Here is a 24,922-nt window from a genome sequence, read left to right as displayed (position 1 = left end):
AGGCGTATTTGAAAAGAGAAGAAGCCCGGAGATCGTCGCGGACCTCCGGGCTTCTTCTCTTTTCAAATACGCATCAGGGGCGCAGCGCCTCGGCTCAGCGCCCGGCCAGAGCCTCGCGCAGAAGCGTCAGTACCGCCTCGCGCGGCACGTCGGCGGTCACGAAGGCGCGGCCGATGCCATGCGCCAGGATGAAGCGGATGGCGCCGTCGAGCACCTTCTTGTCCTGCCCCATCAGATCGTAGAGCGCCTCGGCAGAGGGCAGATCGCCCGGGATGTCCGACAGGTCGCGCTTCATGCCCATCTCGGCGAGATGCGCGCGCAGGCGTGACGGCTCCTCCTGCGGGCAGAGCCCGAGCCGCGCCGAGAGCTCGAAGGCCAGCGCGCAGCCGATCGCCACGCCCTCGCCGTGCAGCAGCCGGTCCGAATAGCCGGTCGCCGCTTCCAGCGCGTGGCAGAAGGTGTGCCCGAGGTTGAGCAGCGCGCGGTCGCCCTGCTCGGTCTCGTCGCGCACCACAATCTCGGCCTTCATCTCCACCGAGCGGGTCACCGCATGGGCCAGCGCCGCGGGGCGGCGGGCCAGCAGGTCCTCGGCCCCGGCCTCGAGCCAGGTGAAGAACTTCGCATCGCCGAGCAGCCCGTATTTCACCACTTCGCCGTAGCCGGCGAGGAAATCGCGGGGCGTGAGCGTGGCCAGCACGTCGATATCCGCCAGCACCAGCGACGGCTGATGGAAGGCGCCGATCAGGTTCTTGCCCGCGGGCGAATTGATCCCGGTCTTGCCGCCGACCGAGCTGTCGACCTGCGCCAGCAGCGAGGTCGGGATCTGCACGAAGCGCACGCCGCGGCGCAGGATCGCCGCCGCGAAGCCGACGAGATCCCCGATCACCCCGCCGCCGAGCGCCACCACGATGTCGCGGCGCTCGACCTTTTGCGCCAGCAGCCACTCGGTGACACGCTCGAGCTGCGCCCAGCACTTGGTGGCCTCGCCCGGCGGCAGCGTCAGCGCCTCGCAGGCAATGCCTTCGGCGGCGAGCCCATCCTTCAGCGCGCCCAGGTGCGCCGCCGCGACGGTCTCGTCGCTGACCACCACCACGCGCTTGCGGCTGCCCAGCAGCGGCGCGATCTCGGCCCCGGCCCGCGTCAGCAGGCCGCGCCCGATCCGCACGTCATAGGCGCGCGCGCCCAGATCCACATGCACCGTCTCCGGCCGCATCGCCTCGCTCATCTGCTGCAGTCCTCCAATACGTCGGGACGCGTCTTCAGCGTCTCGATCACCTTGCCCGCCATGGAATCCACCGAGAGCCCCTGCTCGGAGCGCACCGCGAGATCGGCCAGCGCATAGATCGGCACCCGGCGCTCGTAGATCTCGCTCAGCGTGGCAAGCGGATCGGGGGTGCGCAGCAGGGGCCGCGTGTCCTTGTGGCGCACCCGCCCCCAGAGCACTCTGAGATCGGCATCGAGCCAGACCGCGACGCCCTTCTCGGTGATCATCCGGCGATTGCCCTCGGCCATATAGGCGCCCCCGCCGGTCGACAGCACCGCCGGGCGGGCGTCGAGCAGCCGCTCGATCACCTGGCTTTCCTTGCGCCGGAAGAACTCCTCGCCGTCGCGGGCGAAGATCTCGGCGATCGTCATGTTCGCCGCTTTCTCGATCTCGGCATCCGAATCGCGAAACGGCACGTTCAGGGCAGAGGCGAGCGCCCGGCCAACGGCCGATTTTCCTGCTCCCATCATGCCCACCAGCACAACTGTCTTTTTCAACTTCGGGTGCAATCCCCTTGTTTCTCGGCCATGCATCGCCAATTCTGCCTCCTGAGGCCGTGAATGACGTGTCGTTGCCGAAAAGGCTAGGTATAAGTGACAAAAAACATGAGGCAGGACTAACGAGCATATGGGACGACTCCTCAAACCCCTTTTTTTCCTTCTCGTCCTCGCGGCGATTGCGCTGGTGGCCTACGCGTACGTCGGCCCCTATTTTGGCGCGGACTTCTCGCCGCCGCAGACCGAGATCCGCCAGCCCGTGGAGCTTGATGCGAACTAGATTGCTTCTCTGCGCGCTCGCCCTGGGCGCGCCGACGGCGCTTGCCGCCGAGGCCCCGCTTGCCGCCATCGACTGGCTCAAGCGCGACCCCGGCATGAGCGCGGCGCTGCCCCTGCCCGATCCCCGGCCGCAGGGCGGCATCGCCGTGCCGCGCGCCGAGCGCCCGCGCCGCGACGAGCCGCCGGTGGCCGCCTCCGGCGACACGCCGGATGTCGAGAGCGCGCCGCTCGAAGCCCCCAGCGCCGAGTCGGCGGGGCTGCTGTCGAGCGCGCTGACCGGGCTGCCGCGCACGCTCTGGACCGGCTCCGACGCCGCCGTGCTGGCGCGGCTGATCGAGACCACCGAGCCGGCGGTACCGGCGCTTTCGGCACAACTCCTGACACTGCTGCTGGCCGAGGCGGACGCCCCGGCGGGCGCGGCCTCGCTGCTTGTGGCGCGCATCAACCGGCTGATGGAGGAAGGCGCGGTGGATGCCGCGCTGGCGCTGGTCGAACAGGCCGGCGGCAGCTCCGACCCGGAGATCTTCGCGCGCTGGCTCGACCTGTCGCTGCTGACCGGCAACGACGAGCAGGCCTGCCGCACGCTGGCAGAGAAACCGCACCTGAGCCCGGATCTCGCCAGCCGCATCTACTGCGACGCGCGCATCGGCAACTGGGAGCATGCGGTCACCGTCTACGGCTCCGCCGCCGCGCTGGGGCAGATCGGCCCGCGCGACACCGAGCTTCTGGCGCGCTTCCTCGACCCCGAGCTGGTCGATGCCTCCGAGCCGCTGAACCCGCCGGCGCGGCCGACCCCGCTGGAATTCCACCTCTTCGAGGCGGTGGGCGAGGCGCTGCCAACCCAGCCGCTGCCGCGCGTCTTCGCTGCCGCGGACCTGTCCGGCAACAGCGGCTGGCGGGCGCAGCTCCTCGCCGCCGAACGGCTGGCACGGCGTGGCACGCTCTCGGAAAACCGGCTTCTGGGCATCTACACCGACCGCGAGCCCGCCGCCTCGGGCGGCGTCTGGGACCGGGTCGAGGCGGTGCAGCAGCTCGAGGCGGCGCTGAACGCCGGGCGCAGCGACCTGATCGGCCCCGCGCTGCTCGCCGCCTGGCCGCAGATGCGCAGCGCCGGGCTGCTGGTGCCCTTCTCCGAGCTCTACGCGCCACGGCTGCAGGGGCTCGACCTCGATCCGCGCGCCGCGGCGCTGGCGCAGCGCGCCGCGCTGCTCTCGCCCGACTACGAAGAGGCCGCCCGCCGCCTGCCCGCCCACACCGGGCTGATGCGCGCGGTCCACGCGGTGGCGCAGGGCGAGATGCCCGACACCATCCCGCTCGCCCCCGCCGCCCAGGCGGTGGTCGAGGCCTGGCGTCCCGACGCCCAGGTGCCTGCCGAGATGCAGGAGTTGCTGCGCGAGGGCAAGCTCGGCGAGACCATCCTGCGCGCCATCGCGCTCTTCGAGGATGGCGCCGAGGGCAACCACGCCGATCTTACCGGTGCGCTGACCACCCTGCGCCGGGTCGGGCTCGAGGACACCGCGCGCCGCGCCGCGATCCAGCAGATCCTGCTCTCCGACGAAGGCGCGCCGCTGTGAGCGCCGGCAACTGGGTTTCGGCCTTTCTCGAGGCGCAGGCCGCCGAGCGCGGCGCCGCGGACAACACCCAGGCCGCCTATGCCCGCGATCTTGCTTCCTTCACCGCCTGGCTGGCGGCGCGCAAGCACGATCTGGCCAGCGCGCAGCGCGGCGACGTCGAGGACTACCTGATCTCCTGCGAGGCCGAGGGGCTGGCGGTCTCGACCCGGGCGCGGCGGCTCTCGGCGATCAAGCAGCTCTACCGCTTCGCCTTCGAGGAAGGGCTGCGCGCCGACAACCCGGCGGTACAGATCGCCGGGCCGGGCCGCCCCAAGCGCCTGCCCAAGACGCTCTCGACCGAAGAGGTCGACCGGCTGCTCGACGCCGCCGAGACCCATGGCCGCAGCGCCGACGACCGGCTGCGCAACGCCTGCCTGATGCAACTGCTTTACGCCACCGGCATGCGAGTGAGCGAACTGGTCACCCTGCCGCTCTCGGCGGCGCGGGGCGATCCGCGCATGCTGCTGATCCGCGGCAAGGGTGGCAAGGAGCGCATGGTGCCGCTCTCGGCCCCGGCCCGCGCGGCGCTGGCCGACTGGCTGAAACGGCGTGATCTGCAGGAATCCCTGAAGCGCGCCGAGGGCAAGCCCGCCTCGAGCTTCCTCTTTCCGTCACGCGGCAAGGCCGGGCACCTGACCCGCCATGCCTTCTACATCATGATCAAGGATATCGCCGTCGCTGCGGGCGTCTCGCCCGCCAAGGTCACGCCGCACACGCTGCGCCACGCCTTCGCGACGCACCTGCTGGCCAATGGTGCGGACCTGCGCGCCATCCAGACCTTCCTCGGCCATGCCGACGTGGCGACCACAGAGATCTACACCCATGTTCTCGAGGAGCGGCTGCGCGAGCTGGTGCTCGACCATCACCCGATGGCCCGGGACTGACGCCGCGCGCCGAGGCCATCTGCCCCGGCCCTTCGTCCAGATGAGAATACCCCGGGGGTGGGGGGGGCTGGCCCCCCGCCTGATCCTGCGCGATCCAGAGCGCGGGGGCAGCGCCCCCGCTCCCGGCTCACCCTCAGGCGTGCACCTCGGTATAGGTGCCCTCGCCTGCGAGGATGCCGCGGAAGCCGCCGGGCTCGTTCAGCGAGAAGACGATCAGCGGCATCTTGTTGTCGCGCGCCAGCGCGATGGCCGAGGCGTCCATGACCTTGAGGTTGTCGCGCAGCACGTCGTCGTAGGAGATCTTGTCGAAGCGCTTGGCGTCCGGGTTGGTCTTCGGGTCGCTGTCGTAGATGCCGTCGACCTGCTTGCCCATGAAGATCGCCTCGCAGGCCATCTCGTTGGCGCGCAGCGACGAGGCGGTGTCGGTGGTGAAATAGGGGTTGCCGGTGCCCGCGGCGAAGATGCAGACCCGCTTCTTCTCGAGGTGGCGCACGGCGCGGCGGCGGATATAGGGCTCGGCCACCTCGTCCATGCGGATCGCCGAGATCACCCGGGTGAAGACGCCCAGTTCTTCCAGCGCCGACTGCATGGCCAGCGCGTTCATCACCGTCGCCAGCATGCCCATGTAGTCGGCGGTGGTGCGCTCCATGCCCTGCGCCGAGCCGGCGAGACCGCGGAAGATGTTGCCGCCGCCGATGACCATGCAGATCTCGACGCCCATGTCGTGCACCGATTTCACTTCGCGCGCGATGCGCTCGACGGTCGGCGGATGCAGGCCGTAGCCCTGGTCGCCCATGAGCGCCTCGCCCGAGATTTTCAGCATCACACGCTTGAAGGTGGTTTGGGGCTGCTCGGTCATGTTGCGCTCCGTCTGTGCACGATCCAAATTGCGGCTATATGTGACCGAAAATACCCGCGCCTGCAATGCTGCGCGCCCCCGCAAGAAAGGATCGCCGGTGACTGATCTGGTGAAACAATATGCGCCCGATCCGACCCTCCCGGTGCTGATTGCCGGCCCCACCGCCAGCGGCAAGTCCGCGCTGGCGCTGGAAATCGCCGAATCTGCCGGCGGCGTGGTGATCAACGCCGATGCCATCCAGGTCTTCGACGACTGGCGCGTGCTGACCGCAAGACCCTCGGTCGCGGAAGAGGCCCGCGTGCCGCACCTGCTCTACGGTCACGTGCCGGGCACCCGCGCCTATTCCGTGGGCGACTGGTTGCGGGATTTGGGCCCTCTCTTGGCGGGCACGCGGCCGATTATTGTCGGCGGCACGGGACTTTACTTCTCGGCGCTGACCGAGGGGCTGGCGGCGATTCCCGAAACCCCGCCCGAGGTGCGCGCCCGCGCGATGGCCCGGCTCGACGCCGGGGAGCTGGCGGCCATGGTTGAAGAACTCGATCCCGAGAGCCGCGATCGCATCGACTGCCACAACCCGATGCGGGTGCAGCGCGCCTGGGAGGTGCTCACCGCCACCGGCCGCGGCATCGCCGCCTGGCAGGCCGAGACACCGCCGCCGCTGCTGCCGCTTGCGGGCGCCCAGCCCATCCTTTTCGACGTGCCCAAGGACTGGCTCAACGAGCGTATCGCGCGGCGCTTCCGGCTGATGGTCGAAGGCGGCGCGCTCGACGAGGCCCGCGCCAACCTCGAGCACTGGCATCCCGCCCTGCCCTCGGCCAAGGCGATCGGCGCGGCGGAGCTGATCGGGCACCTGCGGGGCGATCTGAGCTTCGACGACACGGTGGAACGCGGCGCGATCCTCACCCGGCAGTTCGCCAAGCGCCAACGCACCTGGTTCCGCGCCCGGATGAAGGACTGGCCGCGCTTTTGCCCCGAGGAGGCGCTGGCGTGAGCCCGCAGACGGCCTCCGGCGGCGGCATCCGCCTGCTCTCGCCCGGCCAGCAACCGGCCTGGGCCTACGGCCTGCTGCACGACCGCGAAGAGGCGACGCTGCTCTGGCTCACCCGCGGTCAGGGCAAGGTCACCCTGGGCGGGCTGCGGCGCGGGCTCGGCACCCACAGCGCGGTCTTCGTTCCGGCCCGGACCCTCTTTGCCCTCGATCTCGGGCCGCAGAGCCTCGGGCTGATCCTGCACATCCCCTCGCCCGGCCCCTCGTCCGGCGATCTGTCCTTCCCCGAGAGGCCGCTGCACCTGCGCGTGCGCGAGGCGCTGGCGCAGGCCGAACTGACCGCGCTGCTCGAGGCGATACAGCGCGAGCTGGCGCAGGACCGCCCGCATCTCGACGAGGCACTCGCCGCCTATGCCCGGCTCACGGCGGTCTGGCTGCGGCGCCAGCAGCAGGAGGGCCGCAGCGACCAGCCCGGAGAGAGCGCCGCGCAACAGCTCTCCGCGGCCTATGCCGCCTCGGTGGTCGCGCGCTATCGCAGCCCCGTCGGCCCCGGCGAGATGGCCGCCGAACTCGGCGTGACCAGCCCCGATCTCAGCCGCGCCTGCCGTACCGCCTGCGGGCGCTCGGCGCAGCGAATCCTGTCGGAGTGCCGGCTGCACGAGGCGCGCCGCCTTCTGGCCGCGCCCGAGCTGCCCCTCGCCACCATCGCCGGCGGGCTCGGCTTTGGCAGCCCCGACGATTTCAGCCGTTTCATCCGCAAGCAGACCGGCCAGACCCCGAGCGAGCTGCGCAGCGCCCAGCAGAGCCCCGGCGCGGCCGCGCGCGCCACGCAGCCACTGCGTCCCCCGCTGCGCCGCTTCTGACGCGCCTCAGCGTCTCCGCGAGCAAACTTTCCCGGCACAATCTAAGCGTTACACGATTGACGTGGGGTCCCAATTCGGGCGCTATGGGAGAGGACACGACGCCAGACCATCCGAAGGGGACGCCAGATGAGCCGAGGCCGCCACGCACAGTGGCTCCATCCTGCCGTGCACCGGGAGCTTTGCGATTTCCGGCAGGGAAAGGTCTCGCGCCGCGAGTTTCTCACCCGCGCGACGGCGCTCGGCACCTCTGCCGTGATGGCGCGCGGCATGGTCGGCATGGCCGCCGCCGAGGAAAGCCCCTCCGAGGCGCCGCCCGGCAGCACGCTGCGCATCCAGATGGAGGTGCGCCCGCTCAAGGATCCGCGCACCTACGACTGGTCAGAGATCGCCAATGTCTCGCGCGGGTGGCTCGAGTACCTTGTCGAATACAACCGCGACGGCAGCCTGCGCGGCATGCTATTGGAAAGCTGGGAGGCCAGCGAGGATGCCAGCCAGTACCTGCTGCATGTGAGGCCCGGCGTCACCTGGACCACCGGCGAGCCCTTCACCTCGGCCGATGTCGCGCGGCTCATGGGCTACTGGTGCGACCGCAGCGTGGAGGGCAATTCCATGGCCGGGCGGCTGGCCGCGCTCGGCGATCCGCAGACCGAACGGCTGGCCGAGGGGGCGGTCGAGATCCTCGATGATCTGACCCTGCGCCTCAAGCTGGCCTATCCGGACGTGGCGATCATGGCGGGGCTGTCGGACTATCCCGCCGCCTGCGTCCACGCACGGCACGATCCCGAGAGCATGCTCACCGATCCCATCGGCACCGGCCCCTACCTGCCGGAGGAAGTGGTGCCCACCCGGCGCGCCGTGCTGGTGCGCAACCATGCCCACGACTGGTGGGGCACAGAAGCCGAGGGCTGGGGCGGCGCCACGCTCGAGCGCATCGAGTTTCTCGACTACGGCACCGATCCGGCGTCCTGGCTCGGCGCCGCCGAGGCGGGCGAGATCGACATGCTCTACGAGAACGTCGGCACCTTCATCGAGGCCGCCGACCTCATGGGCTGGGAGCGCTCCGAGGTGGTCACCGGCGCCACCGTGGTGCTGCGCGGCAACCAGCGCGCGCTCGTCGAAGGCCGCGCGGTCTATGCCGACAAGCGCATGCGCAAGGCGCTGCAGCTCGCCATCGCCAATGACATCGCGCTGGAGCTGGGACACGCCGGGCTCGGCACCGTGGCCGAGAACCACCATGTCGCGCCGATCCACCCCGACTACGCCGAGGTCGGGCCGACCGAATACGACCCGGCGCTGGCGCTGCCGCTGGCACAGGACGCCGGGCTCGGCGATGTCGAGCACGAGCTGGTCACGCTTGACGACGGCTTCACCCGCCGCACCGGCGACGCCTGCGCCGCCATGCTGCGCGACGCGGGCTTCAACGTGACGCGCAAGGTGCTGCCCGGCTCGGCCTTCTGGCAGGAATGGAAGGACTACCCGCTGTCGATCACCGAGTGGAACCACCGCCCGCTCGGCATCCAGGTGCTGGCGCTGGCCTATCGCACCGGCGAGGCGTGGAACGAATCCGGCTATGCCGACACCGAGTTCGATACGCTGGTCGCCGAGGCGCTGACCATCGCCGATGCCGAGGCGCGGCAGAAGGTCATGGCCCGCATCGAGCGCAAGCTGCAGGAGGACGCGGTGATCGTGCAGCCGTTCTGGCGCTCGCTCTACCGCCACGTCCGCCCCGGCGTGCTCGGCGCAGAAATGCACCCGGCGTTCGAGATCCATCCCTACAGGCTGGCGCTGGAGGTCTGAGGCGCGGCCACAGATGGCCTGATGCCTCTGGCCGCCGCAGCCATGTCGAGCGGAGCGCGGGCCCTTCAGAAGCCAGTCCTACAATCCCGCCCTGCCGTGGCCGCAGTTATCTCGCAGACCATGGCGCGCGCCCGGTCACTCCTCGAGCAGATCCTCGTAGCGCGCATCGGTCAGCGTCTTGAGGAAGGCGACCAGCGCATCCACCCGCTTGTCATCCAGCGCCGGTCCCTCGGTGAGCTCGGGCGCGAGGTTCTCGGCGACCTCGGGCGGGCCGAAGGGGGCGCCGATCTCGGGGTTGATCTTCCGCGCTTCGTTGCGCGTGTTGTAGCTGTTGTAGAAGAGGATCACCGTGCGCAGATCCTCGAACGCCCCGTTGTGCATGTAGGGCGCGGTCACCGCCACGTTGCGCAGGGTCGGCGTGCGGAAGGCGCCGCGCAGGGCCGCGTCCTCCGGGCTGCCGTCCTCGGTGAGATGCGCGTTCTGCAGCAGCCCGCCGTCGATGAACCCCTCGACCGAGCCGTTAGAGGCACGCAGATCGGCATTCGCAGGCACGCCGAGATTGTGGAAGCGGTAGTCCGAGAAGGTCTCCGCCGGGTCCACGGCACTGCGCTGCAACTGGTGGCACTGGTTGCAGTTGGTGAACTGCTGCGAGAAGAACAGCAGGCGTCCCAGCTCTTCCTGGTTGGTCAGCTCCGCCTCGCCGCGCAGGAAGCGGTCGTACTTGGAATCGAAAGACGAGAATTCCGGCCGCCGCTCGTATTCGGCGATGGCGCGGGTCATCGCCGCATAGCCCGCCTCGGGATCGTCCAGCGTGCCGGGGCCGAAAAGCGCACCGAAGGCGGCGACGTAATCGGGGTTCTCGCGCAGCCGCGCCACCACCTCGGACGTGTCCGCCATGCCCATCTCGATCGGGTTGAGCGGCGGGCCGCCCGCCTGTTCCTCCAGCGTCACCGCGCGCCCGTCGTGGAACAGACCACCGCGCCAGCGCCCCTCCTCGTCGCGCGACAGCTCGGGCACATGCGCGGCATAGGTCACCGTCGGCGCGTTGCGGTCGCCGAGCGAGGCGCCATCGTCGCCGATCGAGGCGGCGCCGCGCGGGTCGGCGAAGGCATAGGCGGGATCGTGGCAGGTGGCGCAGCTCTGCGAGCGGGTCTTCGACAGGTTGGCGTCGAAGAACAGCGCCTCGCCAAGCGCGTCCATGCTGTCGAAGCTGGCGGGGGCCGCGGTCAGCCAGGACGCGCCGAACCCGCCCGCGCAAAGCGCGACGGCGGCGACGGACGCGAGGATGGCGGCATGACGCATGGGGCTCTCCTGTGACCTTTCCGGTGGGGCTCGGCGATGCCGACCCGACCAGAATGGCCACGCACAAAGCGCGCGGCCTTGATCGGGATCAAATCCCTAGCCTTTAGGTCAGGCATATCAGGCAAAGCGCCTGCTGCGTCAAGGCAGGCTTGGGCGCGGCGCCATGCGGCGCCGCCTGGCGCCGGGGCCTACTGGCCCCAGATCACCTTCACGTAGTTCATCGTTTCCCGGTACGGCGGCACGCCGCCGTGCTTTTCGACAGCTCCCGGCCCGGCATTGTAGGCCGCCAGCGCCAGCCGCCAGGAGCCGAACTTGCGGTACTGCTGGATCAGGTAGCGCGCCCCGCCCTCGAGGTTCTGCGCCGGGTCATGCGGATCGACGCCGAGCTTGCGCGCGGTGAAGGGCATGAGCTGCGCCAGACCGATCGCGCCCTTGTGCGACAGCGCCTTGGGATTGAAGCCCGATTCCTGCTGCACGAGGCGCAGGAAAAGGTCCTCTGGCACGCCGTTGCGCCGCGCCGCTTGGCGGGCGAGATCGGCGTAGGGCCCGCGGTAGGCGCCGCGATAGCTCGGCACCGCGCCCTCGTTGCCGCCCATGGGCCCCCATTTCGTCGGGGTCACCACGCGGTTCGGCTGCAGGCGCACCGAGTTGTTGTACTGCTGCGAGGCGCGCCCATCGAGCACGCTCGTCTGCTTGGAGAAGAGCCGGACCCGGCTCTTGGATGACAGCACTTCCGCCGAGACCGAGGTTCCCGACATCACCAGAGCGCACAAAACTCCGGCCAGCGCCCGCGTTGCGAAATTGCGCATCACGTCCCTGTTCCGTTTCACTGTTCCCTCAGCGCCCGACTATACAGATAAATTGACCCTAGGCCAGCTTGTGCAACAGGCGCGAACCGGCGGATTTCCGCGTGGATTGATCGCTTGGTCCTGCCGATGCCCTGCTGTAGACCAGTGCAAACACTCCGCTTGCGGGGATTCGCAGTCATGCGAAAATCACAGGCAAAACACTCAAGCGACTTCAGCCGCAGACCCAGTCTGAGGCACAAGCAAACGACCAAGAATTAAGGGGATGACATGGCCGGCTCCGTGAACAAGGTGATCCTGGTAGGCAATCTCGGTGCGGACCCCGAGGTGCGCACCTTCCAGAACGGCGGCAAGGTCTGCAACCTGCGCATCGCCACCTCCGAAAACTGGAAGGACCGCAACACCGGCGAACGCCGCGAGCGCACCGAGTGGCACTCGGTCGCGATCTTCTCGGAACCGCTCGCGCGGATCGCCGAGCAGTACCTGCGCAAGGGCTCGAAGGTCTACATCGAAGGCCAGCTGGAAACCCGCAAGTGGCAGGACCAGTCGGGTCAGGACCGCTACAGCACCGAGGTCGTGCTGCGTCCCTACCGCGGCGAGCTGACCCTGCTCGACAGCCGCCAGGGCGGCGGCGGCGGTGACTTCGGCGGCGGATCGGGTGGCGGCTACGGCGGCGGCTCCGGTGGCGGCTATGGCGGCGGTTCGGGCGGTGGCTATGGCGGCGGCAACGATGGCGGCTACGGCGGCGGATCGGGCGGCGGCTACGGTGGCGGTGCCGGCGGCGGCGGCGGATCGCGCGACATCGACGACGAAATCCCGTTCTAAGAGATCAACGCCCGGCCCCAGCGCCGGGCGTTTGCTTTTGCCCCCGGGCCGGCGCAGGCAGGCTTGCCTTGCCACTCGCAACCGGCGCGGGCTCTGCGCGGGCGGACGGCGCCGATGGCTTTGCCAAGATCCCGCCCCTTGTCAGCATCGCGCGCACCGCCGGGCTGGATCCTGCAAGAGGCACCACCTCCTCGATTTCACACCAGGGCCTTCGCGCGTGCAACCAGCCATTGCGCGGGCTGTCTCCGTGCCCTTCAGGCGCACCCTCAACATGTCACCATGAGGGTTTCAGACTTCAGACTGATGGAATAGGGCCCGCGGGCGCTCACAGGCCAAGACATTGCGGAACCGCCACGTCAGGTTGCCGGTTCAATCATGTCTGCGTGATCCCACTTTCGCGGGCGCCCAGGAAACAACAGCAAAGAATAGATGAGCCTTTCAGCAACGCCTGACACTGCCGCCGCCTCTTCCCTCACTCAGCCAGCCCGCGCCGCACGGCCACGCCACGCGCGCAGCGCCATTCCTCCCGCCGCACGGCACGTGCGCGGCTGGCGCTACTTCGCCGGGCTCTTCGGCGGGGAGCATATCGCCGCCACCGAGTTCGTGATCGGCGTGACCTTCGTCACCATGGGGGTCGGCACGATGGAGCTGCTGCTGGGTCTGCTGATCGGCAACCTGCTGGCCGTGGCGAGCTGGACGCTGGTGACGACGCCCATCGCGGTGGAAACCCGGCGCTCGCTGTTCAGCTATCTCGAACAGATCACCGGCCCCTATTTCTCGAAGATCTACAACACCGCCATCCTGCTGTTCTACGGCGCGCTGGCGGCGGCGATGATCACCGTCTCGGCCTATGCCGTGCGTTTCGCCTTCGGCCTGCCCGTGCAGCTGGAGCCCTATCCGACCTCGCTGGCCTTCATCGTGATCACCATCCTGCTCGGCACGGTGGTGATCGTCGTGGCGGCCCGCGGCTTCGAGGCGATGGCGAACTTCGCCACGATCTGCGCCCCCTGGATGCTGGCGTGCTTCGTCTGCGGCGGCGCCGCGGCCCTGCCGATGCTGGCCTTTTCCGTGTTCGGCGATACCGGCATGAGCAGCTTCGGCGATTTCCTCGAGGTCGCGCACGCTACGATCTGGACCGGCACCACCCCCGAGGGCGAGTCGGGCATCTCGGTCTGGGAGGTCGCCGCCTTTGCATGGGCCAATGGCGCGATGGTGCACCTCGGCCTCATCGACATGGCCACCTTCCGCTTCGCACACCGCAAGTGGTACGGCGTCTTCTCCGGCGTCGGCATGTTCCTCGGCCATTACATCGGCTGGATCTCGGCGGGTCTCATGGGCGCCGGCGCGGCGGTGATCATCGGCAAGCCGCTGATGGCGCTCGACTCGGCCGACGTCGCCTTCTCGGTGCTGGGCTACGTGGGCGTTCTGGCGGTGATCTGCGCCGGCTGGACGACGGCCAACGCCTGTCTCTACCGCGCCGGCCTCGCGGCCAGCACGCTGATGCCCTCGATATCGCGCGGCAAGGTCACGGCCATCGTCGGCGGCTTCATCGTGGTCGCGGCCTGCTTCCCCTTCGTGGCGCAATCGATCATGCCGCTGACGGTCTACGGCGCCATCCTGCTGTGCCCGATCGGCGCCATCGTGATCGCCGAGCACTACCTGCTGCCACGTATGGGGCTGACCCGCTACTGGTCGCGCTACCTCGGCCAGCCGCTCAACCCGGCGGCGCTGATCACCTGGGGGGTGTCACTGGCCTTTGCCGTCGCGGTCTACATGACCGATGCGCTGAGCTTCTACTTCATCTTCATCCCCGAGTACCTGATCGCCCTCGTGGTCTATCCGCTCGCCGCCAGCTACCTCGGCGCGCGCGACACATGGCCCGCGGACGAGGCGCGTCAGGCCGCGCGCGAAGAGGCTCTGGCCAAGTTCGAGCGCAAGCGCCTCGAGGAGTTCGGCGAGGACGCCGAAGACGACCCCTCGCAGGAACACACCGCGCGGCTGGCGAAATGGCTTCTGGTGGGCGCCGGTGCCGTGCTGGTCTTCATGATCGCCTTTGCCGTGCGCCTCGTGGTCACCGCACCCGAGGGCACCGCCCTGGTGGTCATGCAGAAGGATTTCTTCCTCACCGCCGCGGCGCTCACCGTCACCTACTTCCTGCTCTCCATGGCCGCCATGCGCGCCACCGACGGGCCGGACAGCGACGACGGCTGATCGAGAACCATCCCGAACCCATGGCGGGCAGCCCCACGGGCTGCCCGTTTTTCATGACACGATACCGGTCAGAGCCTTGAAGAGCCCTGCCCCGCGCCCCATAACTCTCTGAACACTCTCAGACACAAAAAGACGGACGTATGGACGCCCCTGCCACCGGAACACTCGACGCGGCCTTCTGGATGACCTCCGCCGCGATCCTGCTGCTCATCCTTTTCTCGGCCTTCTTCTCGGGCTCCGAGACCGCGCTGACCGCCGCCTCGCGCGGCAAGCTGCGCGCCGCCATGGACCGCGGCTCACGCGGGGCCGCTATGGCGCTGAAGATCACCGAGGACAACGAGCGGCTGATCGGCTCGGTGCTGCTGGGCAACAACCTCGTCAACATCCTCGCCACCTCGCTGGCGACGGCGCTCTTCACCCGGCTGCTGGGCGACGGCGGCGTGGCCATGGCGACGCTGATCATGACCCTGCTGGTGCTGATCTTCGCCGAGGTGCTGCCCAAGACCTACGCCATCACCAACCCCGAGACCGCCGCCGCCACCGTAGCGCCGCCGATCCGGCTGGTGATCCTGATCTTCTCGCCCGTGGTCGCCGCGATCCGGGCGCTGGTGCGCATGCTGCTCAAGCTCATCGGCGTGCAGACCGACCCCGACAGCCAGATCCTCGCGGTGCGCGAAGAGATCGCCGGCGCGCTGCAGCTCGGCCACTCCGAGGGCGTGGTGGAAAAGGAAGACCGTGACCGCATCCTCGGCGCGCTCGACCTCGCCGAGCGCACGGTCGAGGAAATCATGCTGCACCGCTCGGGCATCGAGAGCATCGACGCCGAGGCCGAGCCGCGGGCGATCCTGCAGCAGTGTCTCGACAGCAACCACACCCGCCTGCCCGTCTACCGCGGCGAGCAGGAGAACATCATCGGCATGGTGCACGCCAAGGACCTGCTGCGGGCGATGTACGACACGATGGCCTCGGCCGGCGAGCGCGGCTTCGCGGCGCTGGACGACTTCCGCATCACCGAGGTGATGATGAAGCCCTACTTCGTGCCCGACACCACCACGCTGGCCGACCAGATGCGCAACTTCCTGCGCCGCCGCACGCACTTCGCGCTGGTGGTGGATGAATACGGCTCACTGGAGGGCCTCATCACCCTCGAGGACATCCTCGAGGAGATCGTCGGCGAGATCGCCGACGAGCACGACCCCGACGCCGAGCACCAGGTCAGCGCCGGCGAGGACGGCTGGTACTGGCTCGACGGTGCGATGACCATCCGCGACCTCAACCGGGCCGCCGATTGGTCGCTGCCCGACGACGAGGCGAACACCATCGCCGGGCTGGTGATTCACGAGGCGCAGATGATCCCCACCGTGGGCCAGCGCTTCAGCTTCCACGGCTTCCGCTTCGAGGTCATGGAACGCGAGAACAACCGGATCACTCGGCTGCGGGTGCGGCCCGTGGAACCTCTGCCGGAGTGAGCGGCGCATCGGCGGCGGGGTCGATCGGCAGCTCTGCCTCGAGCACGTAGCCGGCCGGCTCGCGCCGCTCGACCACGGTGCCGCCGACCTGGCTCACCGCCGCCTCGAGCAGCCGCGCGCCAAGCGCGGTCGAGGCGAGCGCATCGAGCGTCGAGCCCGGCTCCGGCCCAGTGCCGTTGTCGCGGCAGGTGAAGAGGATGCGGTTGACGCCGGTCTTCTTCATCTCGAAACGGACCACCGGTTCCGCGCCGCCCTCGTGGAAAGCATATTTCATCGCGTTGGCGGCAAATTCGTTTGCCACCACGCCGATCGAGGCGGCGACCCGCGATTCCACCTCGATGCGCGGCACCTCGACCTCGAAGCCGACCTCGGCGGGCGCGTGGCGCTGCAGCAGCGTGGCGACGCGCGAGAGATAGGTGTCGAGCCGCACGAAGTGCATCTTCGAGGTCAGGTTCAGTTCGGCATGCAGCTGCGAGACCGAATCCACCCGCCGGGCGATCGCGTCGAGCGCCTCGCGGGTTTCGGGGACGGTCGAGCGCGCCCGGTAGAGCCGGATCGTCGAGGCCACCGTCTGCAGCGAGTTCTTCACCCGGTGGTCGATCTCCTCGCGCAGCACCTCCTTGTTGTGCAGGGCGCGCTGCAGATCGAGCTGGCGCATCACCTGCCCGGCCATGACCTTCAGCAGCTTGCGCTGCTGCGCGGTCAGCTTGCGCGGCTTGTCGTCGAGCACGCAGAGCGTGCCGATGCTTTGGCCGCTGCGGGTGATCAGCGGCGCCCCCGCGTAGAAGCGCATGGCCGAGATCGTGCCGCAGCACAGCGGGTTGTCGGCGCTGCGCAGGTCGAGCATCGTGTCCTCGATCTCGAGGATGTCCTCCGACAGGATGGCATGGGCGCAGATCGACTGCTCGAGCGGCGTCTGCCCCGGCTCCATCCCGAAGCGCGCCTTGAACCATTGCCGCTTCTCGTCGACGAGGCTGATCAGCGCCACCGGCACCTCGAGCAGCGAGGCAAGCAGCTCCACCACCTCGTCGAAGGCCGGATCGGGACCGCTGTCGAGCACGCCGAAGCTGCGCAGCTCCGCAAGACGCTCAAGCTCGTCATCCGATTTCCGTGCGAGAACCATAGTCCAACTTCGTCCTTCCTCCAGACCATGCGGTGCAGGGACACCGCGGGCGATCATTCAGACATAGCAGCTTGCGGGAGTCCGCCAAGTGGCAAAGCGTGGTGGACACCGTGAGGCCGCGTCAACCGAGGGGCGCCTTGCGGAAGTTTACACATTTTTCGCGAATTTGCTGCATAAGCCGTGTTGGCGGCCCCATTGATACCGCTAAACTTCGCGTGTGCCGCGCGGCCACTCCGCGCGGCACCCCCACCCCGCCGGGCATGTCCAAGCAGGTTACGCATATGCGCCCTGTTCCGCGACGTGCCGCCCGGCCCTCCGACACCACCGAGAAATCCCGCCGGATTTCCGGGCTTTGCTGTATAAGGAGTCCCATGGGAGGAATAGCTGTTTTGATTCCCGCCGCCGGCGCAAGCAGCCGGATGCGCGGGGCCGACAAGCTTCTGAAGCAGGTCGGCGGCCGGGCGCTTTTGCGCCGACAGGCCGAGGAAGCGCTGCGCGCGGCCAACCACGTGACGGTCACCTTGCCCGATCACGACCATCCGCGCGCCGCCGCGCTGGCAGGTTTGCCGGTGCAACTTGTCGCCGTCCCCGATGCGTCCTCGGGCATGTCCGCCTCGCTGCGACGCGGGGTCGGCATGCTGCCGCGCGGGATCGATGCGCTGATCGTGCTGCCCGCCGACATGCCGGAATTGACCGCAGACGACATTCTCAAGCTCGTGCAGGGGTTCCGCGCCATGCCGCAGCCGACGTTGCAGCAGGGCTGCGCCGAGGATGGCACGCCGGGCCACCCGGTGCTGTTCCCGGCAGATTGCTTCTCAGCATTTCAGATGCTGGACGGCGACGCGGGCGCACGCAGCGTGCTGGCCAGCAATCGCAACCGTCTGCGCCGGGTTCCCCTACCCGGCCGCCGCGCGCTGATCGACCTCGACACGCCCGAGGCCTGGCGCGACTGGGAGCAACGGCAGGAGGCGCTCGATCCCTGCTGAGCGGCGACCGTTCCGAAATATGCGGATCACCCAGACAAAGAACCCCGGAACGCACCGCGCTCCGGGGTCTTTTGTGCATCGCGGCGCCGCCCCACCGGCGTTCCCGCAACGCGCTGCAATTGCGGTGCGCGATGATGCCGGTGGCTGTCAGCCGACCAGCAGCTGCGCCTCGTGCTTCTTCAGCGAGCGGCGCGCGGCGCCATAGGCGCGCAGACCCTCTTCCTCTTCCAGTTCGGGGAAGAGCGCGAAAATTTCCTCGCGCTGCTCGTCACCGATGCCCTTGAGCGTGTAGTCGCCGGGCTGGAAGCTCTCGGTCCAGGCGCCGTTCGACAGCACCACCTCGTGCTGGTCGAACATGAAGTGGATGTAGGCGACGCCCATCGTGTCGACCTCGTCCACGCCCGGAAGCCCGGTCAGATGCTTGGCCGCCGCCAGCACCTCGCGCTCCTCGAAGTAGAGCGCGGTGCGGTCGTTGGAGACCAGCACGCGGTGGTTCGGCGAGACCAGAAGGTCATGCTCGGGCAGGTTCTTGCCAAGCGCGCCCTTCTGGATCAGCACCGGGCGCAGATGCGGCTGGCGCGCCAGCTCGAAGCCGGTGAGTTCCTTGCGACCGACCCAGCGGATCTCCTGGATGCCGTTGTCGCGGGTGATGACGCGGTCGCCGACCTTGAGCTCCTCGACAAGCCGCTCGCCCTGCGGCGTGGCGATCAGCGTGCCCGGGGTGAAGCAGGGCATCACCTCGACGGTCACATAGGCGGTATCGGTGCCGCCATTGCCATCGTCGATCTCGTAGGAGAAGGCGTCGTAGCCGGTGAAGCCCTCTTCGGCGGTGTAGGAGACCGTGCCGTCCGCGTTCAGCGTGGCGGTGCCGTTGCTGGCATCGCCGATCCCCGTGATGGTCAGCGCGTCGCCATCGGCATCGCTGTCGTTCTCGGTCGGATCGAAGGTCGCGGTGGTGGTGGCGCTGGTGTGGTAGAGGTCGTTCTGCGCCACGGGCGGGGTGTTTTCGCCGCCGGTCGGGTCCGTCGGGATGCCGGTCGTCACCGTGACCGTGCCGGTGTCGGTGCCGCCGTTGCCATCGTCGATGGTGTAGGTGAAGCTGTCCTCGCCCGAGTGACCGTCGTTCGGCGTATAGGTGACGGTGCCGTCGGCGTTCAGCGTCACGGTGCCGTTGCTCGCATCGCCGACGCCGGTGACGGTCAGATCGTCGCCGTCCACATCGGTGTCGTTCTCGGTCGGATCGAGCGTGACTGCGGTGTTGTGACCGGTGGTGACCGCATCGTCGACCGCCTCCGGATCGTCGTTCACCGGGTAGACGGTGACCGCGACATTGCCGGTGGCGGAATTGCCCGAGGGATCCTCGACGGTATAGGTGATTTCCGCATCGCCGTTGTAATCGTCGGCGGGGGTAAAGGTCAGCGTGCCGTCGCCGTTGATCGCGACGGTGCCGATGCTGTCGCCGCCCGTGACGGTGGCGGAGGTGACGGTCAGCGGATCGCCATCGGGATCGCTGTCATTGTCCAGCACGTCGATGGTGACGGCCACGTCCTCGTCGGTCTCGGCCGCGTCATCTACGGCCACCGGGCCGCTGTCGGCCACGTCGACGGTCGAGAAGCTCATGTCCGAGATCAGCACGCCCTGGGTCGAGTCGCCGCCGTTCTCGTAGATCACCTCGATGCGCGACACCGGGCCGGCGATCGAGACCAGCACGGTGCCATCCTGGTCGGCGAAGTCGGTGACCTCCTCGCCGGTGGCGGTGGCGCCGCTGGTGCTGGTGCCGCTGCCGAGCGTGGTCAGCGTGACCTCGACCGGGTTGCCCTCGGCGTCATAGGCGAGGATCGTGACATTGTCCTGGAAGTCGACGCCGCCCGGGGTGGACGTCGAGTCGCCGGTCAGATCGCCGAGGTCGGAGCCTGCGCCGCCATCCACGTCGTTGAGCACGAACGACAGGTTCTGCACCTCGTCGGTGTAGAGCTCGTTCGAGGAGCTGAAATCGAAGACCGTGGTCGAGGTGGAGGAAAGCGTCCCGCCATCCCCGCCTTCGCCGAAGAGCTTCAGATGCGAGTTGGGATCGGTCGAGGAGCCCTCGGGCACATAGCCGTCGTAGTTGACGGTGAAGGCTTCGGCCCCCTCGTCCTGGGCCTCGAAGGAGATGCCGACGTTGACGCCGCCGGTGTCCACGGTGGTCGACGATCCGCCGGTCGACGTGTCCGTCAGCGTGGTCCCAAAAGCGCCGAGCGACGCCCAGTTCAAAAACAAGTCAGCCATCGTTACACCCTTCAACTCCAGAACGGGGCCTGCCCCGCGCCGCGACCGCGGCACCCGGCGCAGCCGCGCCGTCTTGTCCGACCCCGTTCCTTGCGCTGAGCTGTCTCGCCCCGGCCCCGCGTGGCAGCGGGCAAAGGCTTATCGAGTGGTGCCGGGCACATCTGCCCCGCACCATCGGTGACATCCTCGCAGAGGATTTGAGATCGGCGGCCGCCCCCGGCCTGTCTTTCGTCGCCCCCCAGTCGGGCTTAACAGAGTACTTAGAGCCGGGCGTCGCGTTAACAAAGTCAAAAATGGCATTCAGGTGGCGCAATGCGGCCAAAGAGGGGCTGGAATCTCAAGGTTTTTGAATGTTTTCGCCCAAATGTGTCGAAATATTGTTTCCAAATATCTCGATCGCTCCTCCGAAAAAGCCTCGATTTTACAGGCATTCCACGGGTTGAGCCCGGCTCCGCAGGGCAATCTTGTCCCCGATCAAGAAACAGCTGGGCCGATCCAAGCCCACAGGAGGCCGCGCCTTCGATAGGTCGAAAATAAGGCGACTCTGTCCTCGGGCAGGCATCAATGCGCGCCGAATTGGGAAATTGGGCCGTTCATCGCGGATGAACCGGTAAAGGCGCCGAATCAAATCGACCCAATCCGGCCACATTCTTCCCCGGTCAGTACTTGCCCCCCGAAAGCGAAACGCCCCCGGCGGAGTGCCGGGGGCGTTTGTCGAATTTGTCAGGTCTCGATCGGCCTTGCGGCCGTCCCGCCGGAGCGGATCAGAGCATCTCGATCTGGTAGCTCTCGATCACGGTGTTGGCGAGCAGCTTTTCGCACATCTCCTTGACCGTCTCCTCGCCCGTGCCGTCGGCCAGCTCGAGGTCGATCACCTTGCCCTGACGCACGGCACCCACGCCTTCGAAGCCGAGCCCGCCAAGCGCATGGCGCACGGCCTCGCCCTGCGGGTCGAGCACGCCCTCTTTCAGCATCACATGCACACGTGCCTTCATGGCCATCTCTCCGTTCTTCGCGGAAGGGCTCAGCCCCTCATCGTTCCCAAATCAGGTAAATCGCAGCGCCGCCCGCGGCGTTACGCTTTCAATTGATCAGCTTCGGCTTCGCCACGTGGGTCGCCTGCTTCGGCATCACGCCAAGACGGCGCGCCACCTCGGTGTAGGCATCGGTCAGCGAGCCGAGGTCTCGGCGGAACACGTCCTTGTCGAGCTTCTGGCCGGTTTCGATGTCCCACAGGCGCATCGAGTCGGGCGAGATCTCGTCGGCCAGGATGAGCCGCTGGAAGTCGCCGTCGTAGACACGGCCGATCTCGATCTTGAAGTCGACGAGACGGATGCCGACGCCGTACATCAGGCCCGACAGGTAGTCGTTCACCCGCAGCGCGAGGCTGAGGATGTCGTCCATGTCCTGCTGGCTGGCCCAGCCGAAGGCGGCGATATGCTCTTCGGTGACCAGCGGGTCGCCCAGCTTGTCGTCCTTGTAGCAATATTCGACGATCGGGCGCGGCAGCACCGTGCCCTCTTCGATGCCGAGGCGCTTGGCCATCGAGCCGGCGGCGTAGTTGCGCACGATCACCTCGAGCGGCACGATCTCGCAGGCGCGCACGAGCTGTTCGCGCATGTTCAGCCGCTTGAGGAAGTGCGTCGGCACGCCGATGCCGTTCAGGCCGGTCATGAAGAACTCGGACAGGCGGTTGTTCAGCACGCCCTTGCCCTCGATCACGTCCTTCTTCTGCGCGTTGAAGGCGGTGGCATCGTCCTTGAAGTACTGGACGATGGTGCCCGGTTCGGGGCCTTCGTACAGGATCTTTGCCTTGCCTTCGTAGATCTTCTTGCGCCGTGCCATGGGAATCCTTTCGCCCGGGGCCGCGTATCGGCCGCTGCGTCTCGTCCGCCCTCATAAATCAAGGCTGCCGTTGCCGCAAGCGGGCTGCTTTCACTTGAGCCAGCGCAAAGTGCGTTACAAACTGACTGCATTATACTTGGGCCATCTTATGGAGGGGTACCCAATGACCACTTTCGACGACCGCGAACAGGCCTATGAAAACAAGTTCGCCCATGATGCCAACCTGAATTTCCAGGCCGAGGTGCGCTGCAACAAGAAGCTCGGCCTCTGGGCCGCCGCGCTGCTCGGAAAGGATGACGCGGAGGCCGCGGCCTACGCCGAGCAGATCATCAAGGCCGACCTCGACGAGGCCAGCCATGACGATATCATCGCGAGCATCGCCGCCGATCTCGGCGAGAAGGCCAGCGTCGAGGAGGTCACCGCCAAGCGCGCGGACCTGCTGGTGGCGGCTCGGAAAGAGGTTCTCGAGGAGCTCTGAGAAGGCGCGCGCGCGGCACCCCGCCGCGCGCGCCAATCCTGCTTGGCTTTGCCCCGGGCTCAGCGCGCGATGACGATGTCGGCGCGCAGACCGCCGAGGGTGTCGCTTTCCCCCAACCGCAGCACGCCGCCGTGGGCGCGCGCCACATCGGCGGCGATCGCCAGCCCGAGCCCGACCCCGGTGCCGCGGTCCTGATTGCGTGCCGGATCGAGCCGCGCGAAGGGTTTCATCGCCTCTTCGCGGCGCTCCGGCGGAATCCCCGGACCGTCATCCTCGACCCGCAGCCGCAGCGACTTATCGGTCAGCGTCACCGAGACCTCGCAACGGCTGCCATAGCGCACCGCGTTGCCCACCAGATTCTCCAGCGCCCGGCGCAGCGCCACGGGGCGCACGCTCACCTCCCCCTGCCCCTCGACCGCCGCCAGGCTCACTGCCTTGCCGCTCCGCTGCGCGTCGGCCACCACCGACGAGGCCAGCGCCACCGGGTCCACCGGCTCGGCCACCCCGTCCTGCGAGTTGCCCCGCGCGAAGTCGAGAAAGGCGTCGATCAGTTTCTGCATGTCGTCGACGTCGCGCTCGAGCGGCTCGCGGTCCGCATCGTCGAGCATCGACAGGCCGAGCCGCAGCCGGGTGATCGGGGTGCGCAGGTCGTGGCTCACCCCCGAGAGCATCATGGTGCGCTGCTCGATCTGCCGCTCGATGCGGTTGCGCATGTCCAGAAAGGCATTGCCCGCCGCCCGCACCTCGACCGCCCCGCCCGGCTGATAGGGCACGTGCCGCCCACGCCCGAAGGCCTCTGCCGCCTCGGCCAGCCGGGTGATCGGGCGCAGCTGGTTGCGCAGGTAGAAGAAGGCGATCAGCGTCATCAGGATGCCGAAGACCATCATGTTCACCAGCAGCTGGTGCGGGTTGGAAGCCGAGGCGCGCTGGCGCGAGAACTCGACCTTGAAGATGGTGCCGCGCGAGCCGCGCAGGTAGACCTCGACATCATTGTCGTTGGGCAGCATCACCCGCAGCACCCCCGGCACGAAATTTCGGAGCGTCTCGGTCACCACGATTCCCGAAAAATCGTACCAGCGCCGCTGGTCCTCCGGCGGCAGCGCGCTCTCGTCGACCTGCCGCAGCCGCAGACCGAGCGGCGCCGCCGCCGCGGGCGCGTGCAGCGCATATCGCACGTCGCGCGCTACGCCCCGGGTCATCTGCTGCGAGACCCCCTCGAAATGGCGCTGCACGAAGACCACCGAGACCACCAGCTGTATGGTGAAGACCGGCAGGATCAGGATCAGCGCCGCGCGCGCGTAGATGCCGCGCGGCATGTAACGTTTGAGCCACTGGAAGAACATGCGCTAACCCTAGCCGAGGCGCCGACGCGCCACCATCCGCAAACGAGAGCAAAGATGATCGATCCCCAGCCCGACTTCCAGCCCGTCCCGGGCCGTGCCGAACCGCTTGCGCCCGGGCTGCGCCGGGTGCTCGCGCCGAACCCGTCGCCGATGACCTTCCGCGGCACCAATACCTATCTGCTGGGCACCGGCGCGCTGGCGGTGATCGACCCCGGCCCGCTGTCAGAGCCGCACCTCGAAGCCATCCTCGCCGCGGTCGAGCCGGGCCAGCACGTCAGCCACATCCTGGTGACCCACGCCCATCTCGACCACTCGCCCCTCGCCCGGCCGCTCTCCGAGGCCACCGGCGCGCCCGTGCTGGCCTTCGGCGACGCAGGCGCCGGGCGCAGCAAGATGATGCAGGACCTTGCCGCGAGCGGGCTGGCCGGCGGCGGCGAAGGCGTCGACGCGGACTTCGCCCCCGACGAGCTTCTGGCGGACGGCGCCGTGGTCGAGGGAGACGGCTGGCGCCTCGAAGCGCTGCACACCCCCGGCCATTTCGGCAACCACCTGAGCTTTGCCTGGGGCGACGTGCTGTTCTCGGGCGACCTGGTGATGGGCTGGGCGAGCTCGCTCGTCTCGCCACCCGATGGCGATCTCGGCGCCTTCATGCACTCGCTGGAGCGCCTGCGCCGACGGCACTGGTCTCGGCTGCACCCGGGCCACGGCGCGCCGGTCGAGGCGCCCCTGGCCCGCATCGAGGCGCTGCTCGCCCACCGCCGCGCCCGCGAGGCCGCAATCCTGGACGCCCTCGCCGCCGGCCCCGCCGACGCCACGCGCCTCGCGGCGATGATCTACCACGACACCGACCCCGCCCTGCTGCCCGCCGCGGCCCGCAACGTACTGGCCCACCTGATCGACATGACCCTGCGTAAGGAAGTTGTTACGCAGGGGAAATTCGAGAAATCATCCATCTTTTCAAAGGTCTGAAAGAAAAATCGCGCCAGAGGCAAAAAACTGCAAAAAGCCTCTGGACGCCCGGAGTCGCCATTGCTAAACACCCCCCACGTTCCGGCGTAGCTCAGCGGTAGAGCAGTTGACTGTTAATCAATTGGTCGTAGGTTCGATCCCTACCGCCGGAGCCAATTAACCCTTTGTGAACATGGACCTTAATACGGTCGGGTTAATTGGTGTGTCAGAGATGTTCGCAATATGTTCCGCAAGGTGTGTCAGTTTGTGCCAC

Annotated in this window: 22 protein-coding genes and 1 tRNA gene; 13 read left to right on the top strand and 10 right to left on the bottom strand. The window is 68.1% G+C overall.

The window, feature by feature from the left end:
• Positions 1-94: 94 nt before the first annotated feature.
• Together aroB and LC039_RS01565 are read right to left on the bottom strand one after the other, a co-directional pair.
• Complete coding sequence (gene aroB, locus LC039_RS01570) at positions 95-1,225, bottom strand: 3-dehydroquinate synthase (RefSeq protein WP_226621306.1); 1,131 nt, start codon at positions 1,223-1,225, stop codon at positions 95-97.
• A complete protein-coding gene (locus tag LC039_RS01565) occupies positions 1,222-1,797 on the bottom strand; it encodes a shikimate kinase (RefSeq protein WP_226621305.1) in 576 nt (191 codons plus the stop codon). The genes aroB and LC039_RS01565 overlap by 4 nt, the downstream gene beginning before the upstream one ends.
• Before the next feature lie 94 nt (positions 1,798-1,891).
• Here LC039_RS01565 and LC039_RS01560 point away from each other — a divergent pair, with 94 nt between their 5' ends.
• The 3 genes from LC039_RS01560 to LC039_RS01550 are packed head-to-tail and all read left to right on the top strand — an operon-like array spanning position 1,892 to position 4,537.
• Positions 1,892-2,041 carry a hypothetical protein gene (locus LC039_RS01560; RefSeq protein WP_193789503.1) on the top strand — a complete coding sequence of 50 codons (150 nt, stop codon included), beginning with the start codon at positions 1,892-1,894 and terminating at the stop codon, positions 2,039-2,041.
• On the top strand, positions 2,031-3,614 hold the full coding sequence (locus LC039_RS01555) for a hypothetical protein (RefSeq protein WP_226621304.1): 1,584 nt from the start codon (positions 2,031-2,033) through the stop codon (positions 3,612-3,614). The genes LC039_RS01560 and LC039_RS01555 overlap by 11 nt, the downstream gene beginning before the upstream one ends.
• On the top strand, positions 3,611-4,537 hold the full coding sequence (locus LC039_RS01550) for a site-specific tyrosine recombinase XerD (protein WP_226621303.1): 927 nt from the start codon (positions 3,611-3,613) through the stop codon (positions 4,535-4,537). The genes LC039_RS01555 and LC039_RS01550 overlap by 4 nt, the downstream gene beginning before the upstream one ends.
• A 133-nt stretch (positions 4,538-4,670) precedes the next feature.
• Here the strand turns inward: LC039_RS01550 and pyrH are convergent, their stop codons facing one another.
• Entirely contained in the window at positions 4,671-5,396 is a 726-nt protein-coding gene (gene pyrH, locus LC039_RS01545) for a UMP kinase (RefSeq protein ID WP_226621302.1), read from the bottom strand.
• A 109-nt stretch (positions 5,397-5,505) separates the two neighbouring features.
• Here pyrH and miaA point away from each other — a divergent pair, with 109 nt between their 5' ends.
• From miaA to LC039_RS01530, 3 genes are all read left to right on the top strand, one after another.
• Complete coding sequence (gene miaA, locus LC039_RS01540) at positions 5,506-6,387, top strand: tRNA (adenosine(37)-N6)-dimethylallyltransferase MiaA (RefSeq protein ID WP_226621301.1); 882 nt, start codon at positions 5,506-5,508, stop codon at positions 6,385-6,387.
• Complete coding sequence (locus LC039_RS01535; RefSeq protein WP_226621300.1) at positions 6,384-7,247, top strand: AraC family transcriptional regulator; 864 nt, start codon at positions 6,384-6,386, stop codon at positions 7,245-7,247. The genes miaA and LC039_RS01535 overlap by 4 nt, the downstream gene beginning before the upstream one ends.
• Positions 7,248-7,373: 126 nt before the next feature.
• On the top strand, positions 7,374-9,044 hold the full coding sequence (locus LC039_RS01530; protein ID WP_226621299.1) for an ABC transporter substrate-binding protein: 1,671 nt from the start codon (positions 7,374-7,376) through the stop codon (positions 9,042-9,044).
• Positions 9,045-9,179: 135 nt separating this feature from the next.
• Here LC039_RS01530 and LC039_RS01525 read toward each other — a convergent pair whose 3' ends face one another.
• Together LC039_RS01525 and LC039_RS01520 are read right to left on the bottom strand one after the other, a co-directional pair.
• On the bottom strand, positions 9,180-10,346 hold the full coding sequence (locus tag LC039_RS01525; protein WP_226621298.1) for a cytochrome-c peroxidase: 1,167 nt from the start codon (positions 10,344-10,346) through the stop codon (positions 9,180-9,182).
• Between the two features lie 188 nt (positions 10,347-10,534).
• The gene (locus tag LC039_RS01520) at positions 10,535-11,155 is read right to left on the bottom strand and encodes a lytic transglycosylase domain-containing protein (protein ID WP_226621297.1); all 621 of its coding nucleotides are present in this window, start codon (positions 11,153-11,155) and stop codon (positions 10,535-10,537) included.
• 267 nt (positions 11,156-11,422) lie between these two features.
• On the opposite strand from LC039_RS01520, the gene ssb reads away from it, so the two are divergent.
• From ssb to LC039_RS01505, 3 genes are all read left to right on the top strand, one after another.
• Positions 11,423-11,977: a single-stranded DNA-binding protein gene (gene ssb, locus LC039_RS01515; RefSeq protein WP_226621296.1), complete on the top strand. Its 555-nt coding sequence runs from the start codon at positions 11,423-11,425 to the stop codon at positions 11,975-11,977.
• A gap of 429 nt (positions 11,978-12,406) precedes the next feature.
• A complete protein-coding gene (locus tag LC039_RS01510; protein ID WP_226621295.1) occupies positions 12,407-14,188 on the top strand; it encodes a hypothetical protein in 1,782 nt (593 codons plus the stop codon).
• A 140-nt stretch (positions 14,189-14,328) separates the two neighbouring features.
• Complete coding sequence (locus LC039_RS01505) at positions 14,329-15,657, top strand: HlyC/CorC family transporter (RefSeq protein ID WP_226621294.1); 1,329 nt, start codon at positions 14,329-14,331, stop codon at positions 15,655-15,657.
• Here LC039_RS01505 and LC039_RS01500 read toward each other — a convergent pair.
• Positions 15,614-16,780, bottom strand: coding sequence for a histidine kinase dimerization/phosphoacceptor domain -containing protein (locus LC039_RS01500; protein ID WP_226621293.1), 1,167 nt, complete (start codon positions 16,778-16,780; stop codon positions 15,614-15,616). The two genes, LC039_RS01505 and LC039_RS01500, sit on opposite strands and share 44 nt — an antisense overlap.
• A gap of 389 nt (positions 16,781-17,169) precedes the next feature.
• On the opposite strand from LC039_RS01500, the gene LC039_RS01495 reads away from it, so the two are divergent.
• Positions 17,170-17,766, top strand: a complete 597-nt coding sequence (locus tag LC039_RS01495) for a nucleotidyltransferase family protein (protein WP_319003701.1) — start codon at positions 17,170-17,172, stop codon at positions 17,764-17,766.
• Positions 17,767-17,913: 147 nt separating this feature from the next.
• On the opposite strand, the gene LC039_RS01490 is transcribed toward LC039_RS01495, so the two are convergent.
• From LC039_RS01490 to purC, 3 genes are all read right to left on the bottom strand, one after another.
• Positions 17,914-20,034: an Ig-like domain-containing protein gene (locus LC039_RS01490; protein ID WP_226621291.1), complete on the bottom strand. Its 2,121-nt coding sequence runs from the start codon at positions 20,032-20,034 to the stop codon at positions 17,914-17,916.
• Positions 20,035-20,798: 764 nt separating this feature from the next.
• Positions 20,799-21,029 carry a phosphoribosylformylglycinamidine synthase subunit PurS gene (purS, locus tag LC039_RS01485; RefSeq protein WP_226621290.1) on the bottom strand — a complete coding sequence of 77 codons (231 nt, stop codon included), beginning with the start codon at positions 21,027-21,029 and terminating at the stop codon, positions 20,799-20,801.
• A gap of 88 nt (positions 21,030-21,117) precedes the next feature.
• Positions 21,118-21,879 carry a phosphoribosylaminoimidazolesuccinocarboxamide synthase gene (purC, locus tag LC039_RS01480; RefSeq protein ID WP_226621289.1) on the bottom strand — a complete coding sequence of 254 codons (762 nt, stop codon included), beginning with the start codon at positions 21,877-21,879 and terminating at the stop codon, positions 21,118-21,120.
• Between the two features lie 163 nt (positions 21,880-22,042).
• On the opposite strand from purC, the gene LC039_RS01475 reads away from it, so the two are divergent.
• Positions 22,043-22,357 (top strand): DUF1476 domain-containing protein, encoded by a 315-nt coding sequence (locus LC039_RS01475; RefSeq protein ID WP_226621288.1) that lies wholly within the window; start codon positions 22,043-22,045, stop codon positions 22,355-22,357.
• Positions 22,358-22,416: 59 nt separating this feature from the next.
• On the opposite strand, the gene LC039_RS01470 is transcribed toward LC039_RS01475, so the two are convergent.
• Positions 22,417-23,700, bottom strand: a complete 1,284-nt coding sequence (locus LC039_RS01470; protein WP_226621287.1) for an ATP-binding protein — start codon at positions 23,698-23,700, stop codon at positions 22,417-22,419.
• A gap of 54 nt (positions 23,701-23,754) precedes the next feature.
• Between LC039_RS01470 and LC039_RS01465 the strand changes: the two genes are divergently transcribed.
• Both LC039_RS01465 and LC039_RS01460 read left to right on the top strand, forming a co-directional pair.
• The gene (locus LC039_RS01465) at positions 23,755-24,669 is read left to right on the top strand and encodes an MBL fold metallo-hydrolase (protein ID WP_226621286.1); all 915 of its coding nucleotides are present in this window, start codon (positions 23,755-23,757) and stop codon (positions 24,667-24,669) included.
• An 80-nt stretch (positions 24,670-24,749) separates the two neighbouring features.
• Positions 24,750-24,824, top strand: a tRNA-Asn gene (locus tag LC039_RS01460).
• Positions 24,825-24,922: the final 98 nt, after the last annotated feature.

Origin of the sequence: Alloyangia pacifica (assembly GCF_020524285.1) — a bacterium.
In the GTDB taxonomy this organism is placed as follows: Bacteria; Pseudomonadota; Alphaproteobacteria; order Rhodobacterales; family Rhodobacteraceae; genus Salipiger; species Salipiger pacificus_B.
This window is presented reverse-complemented; position numbering and strand designations above follow the sequence as displayed.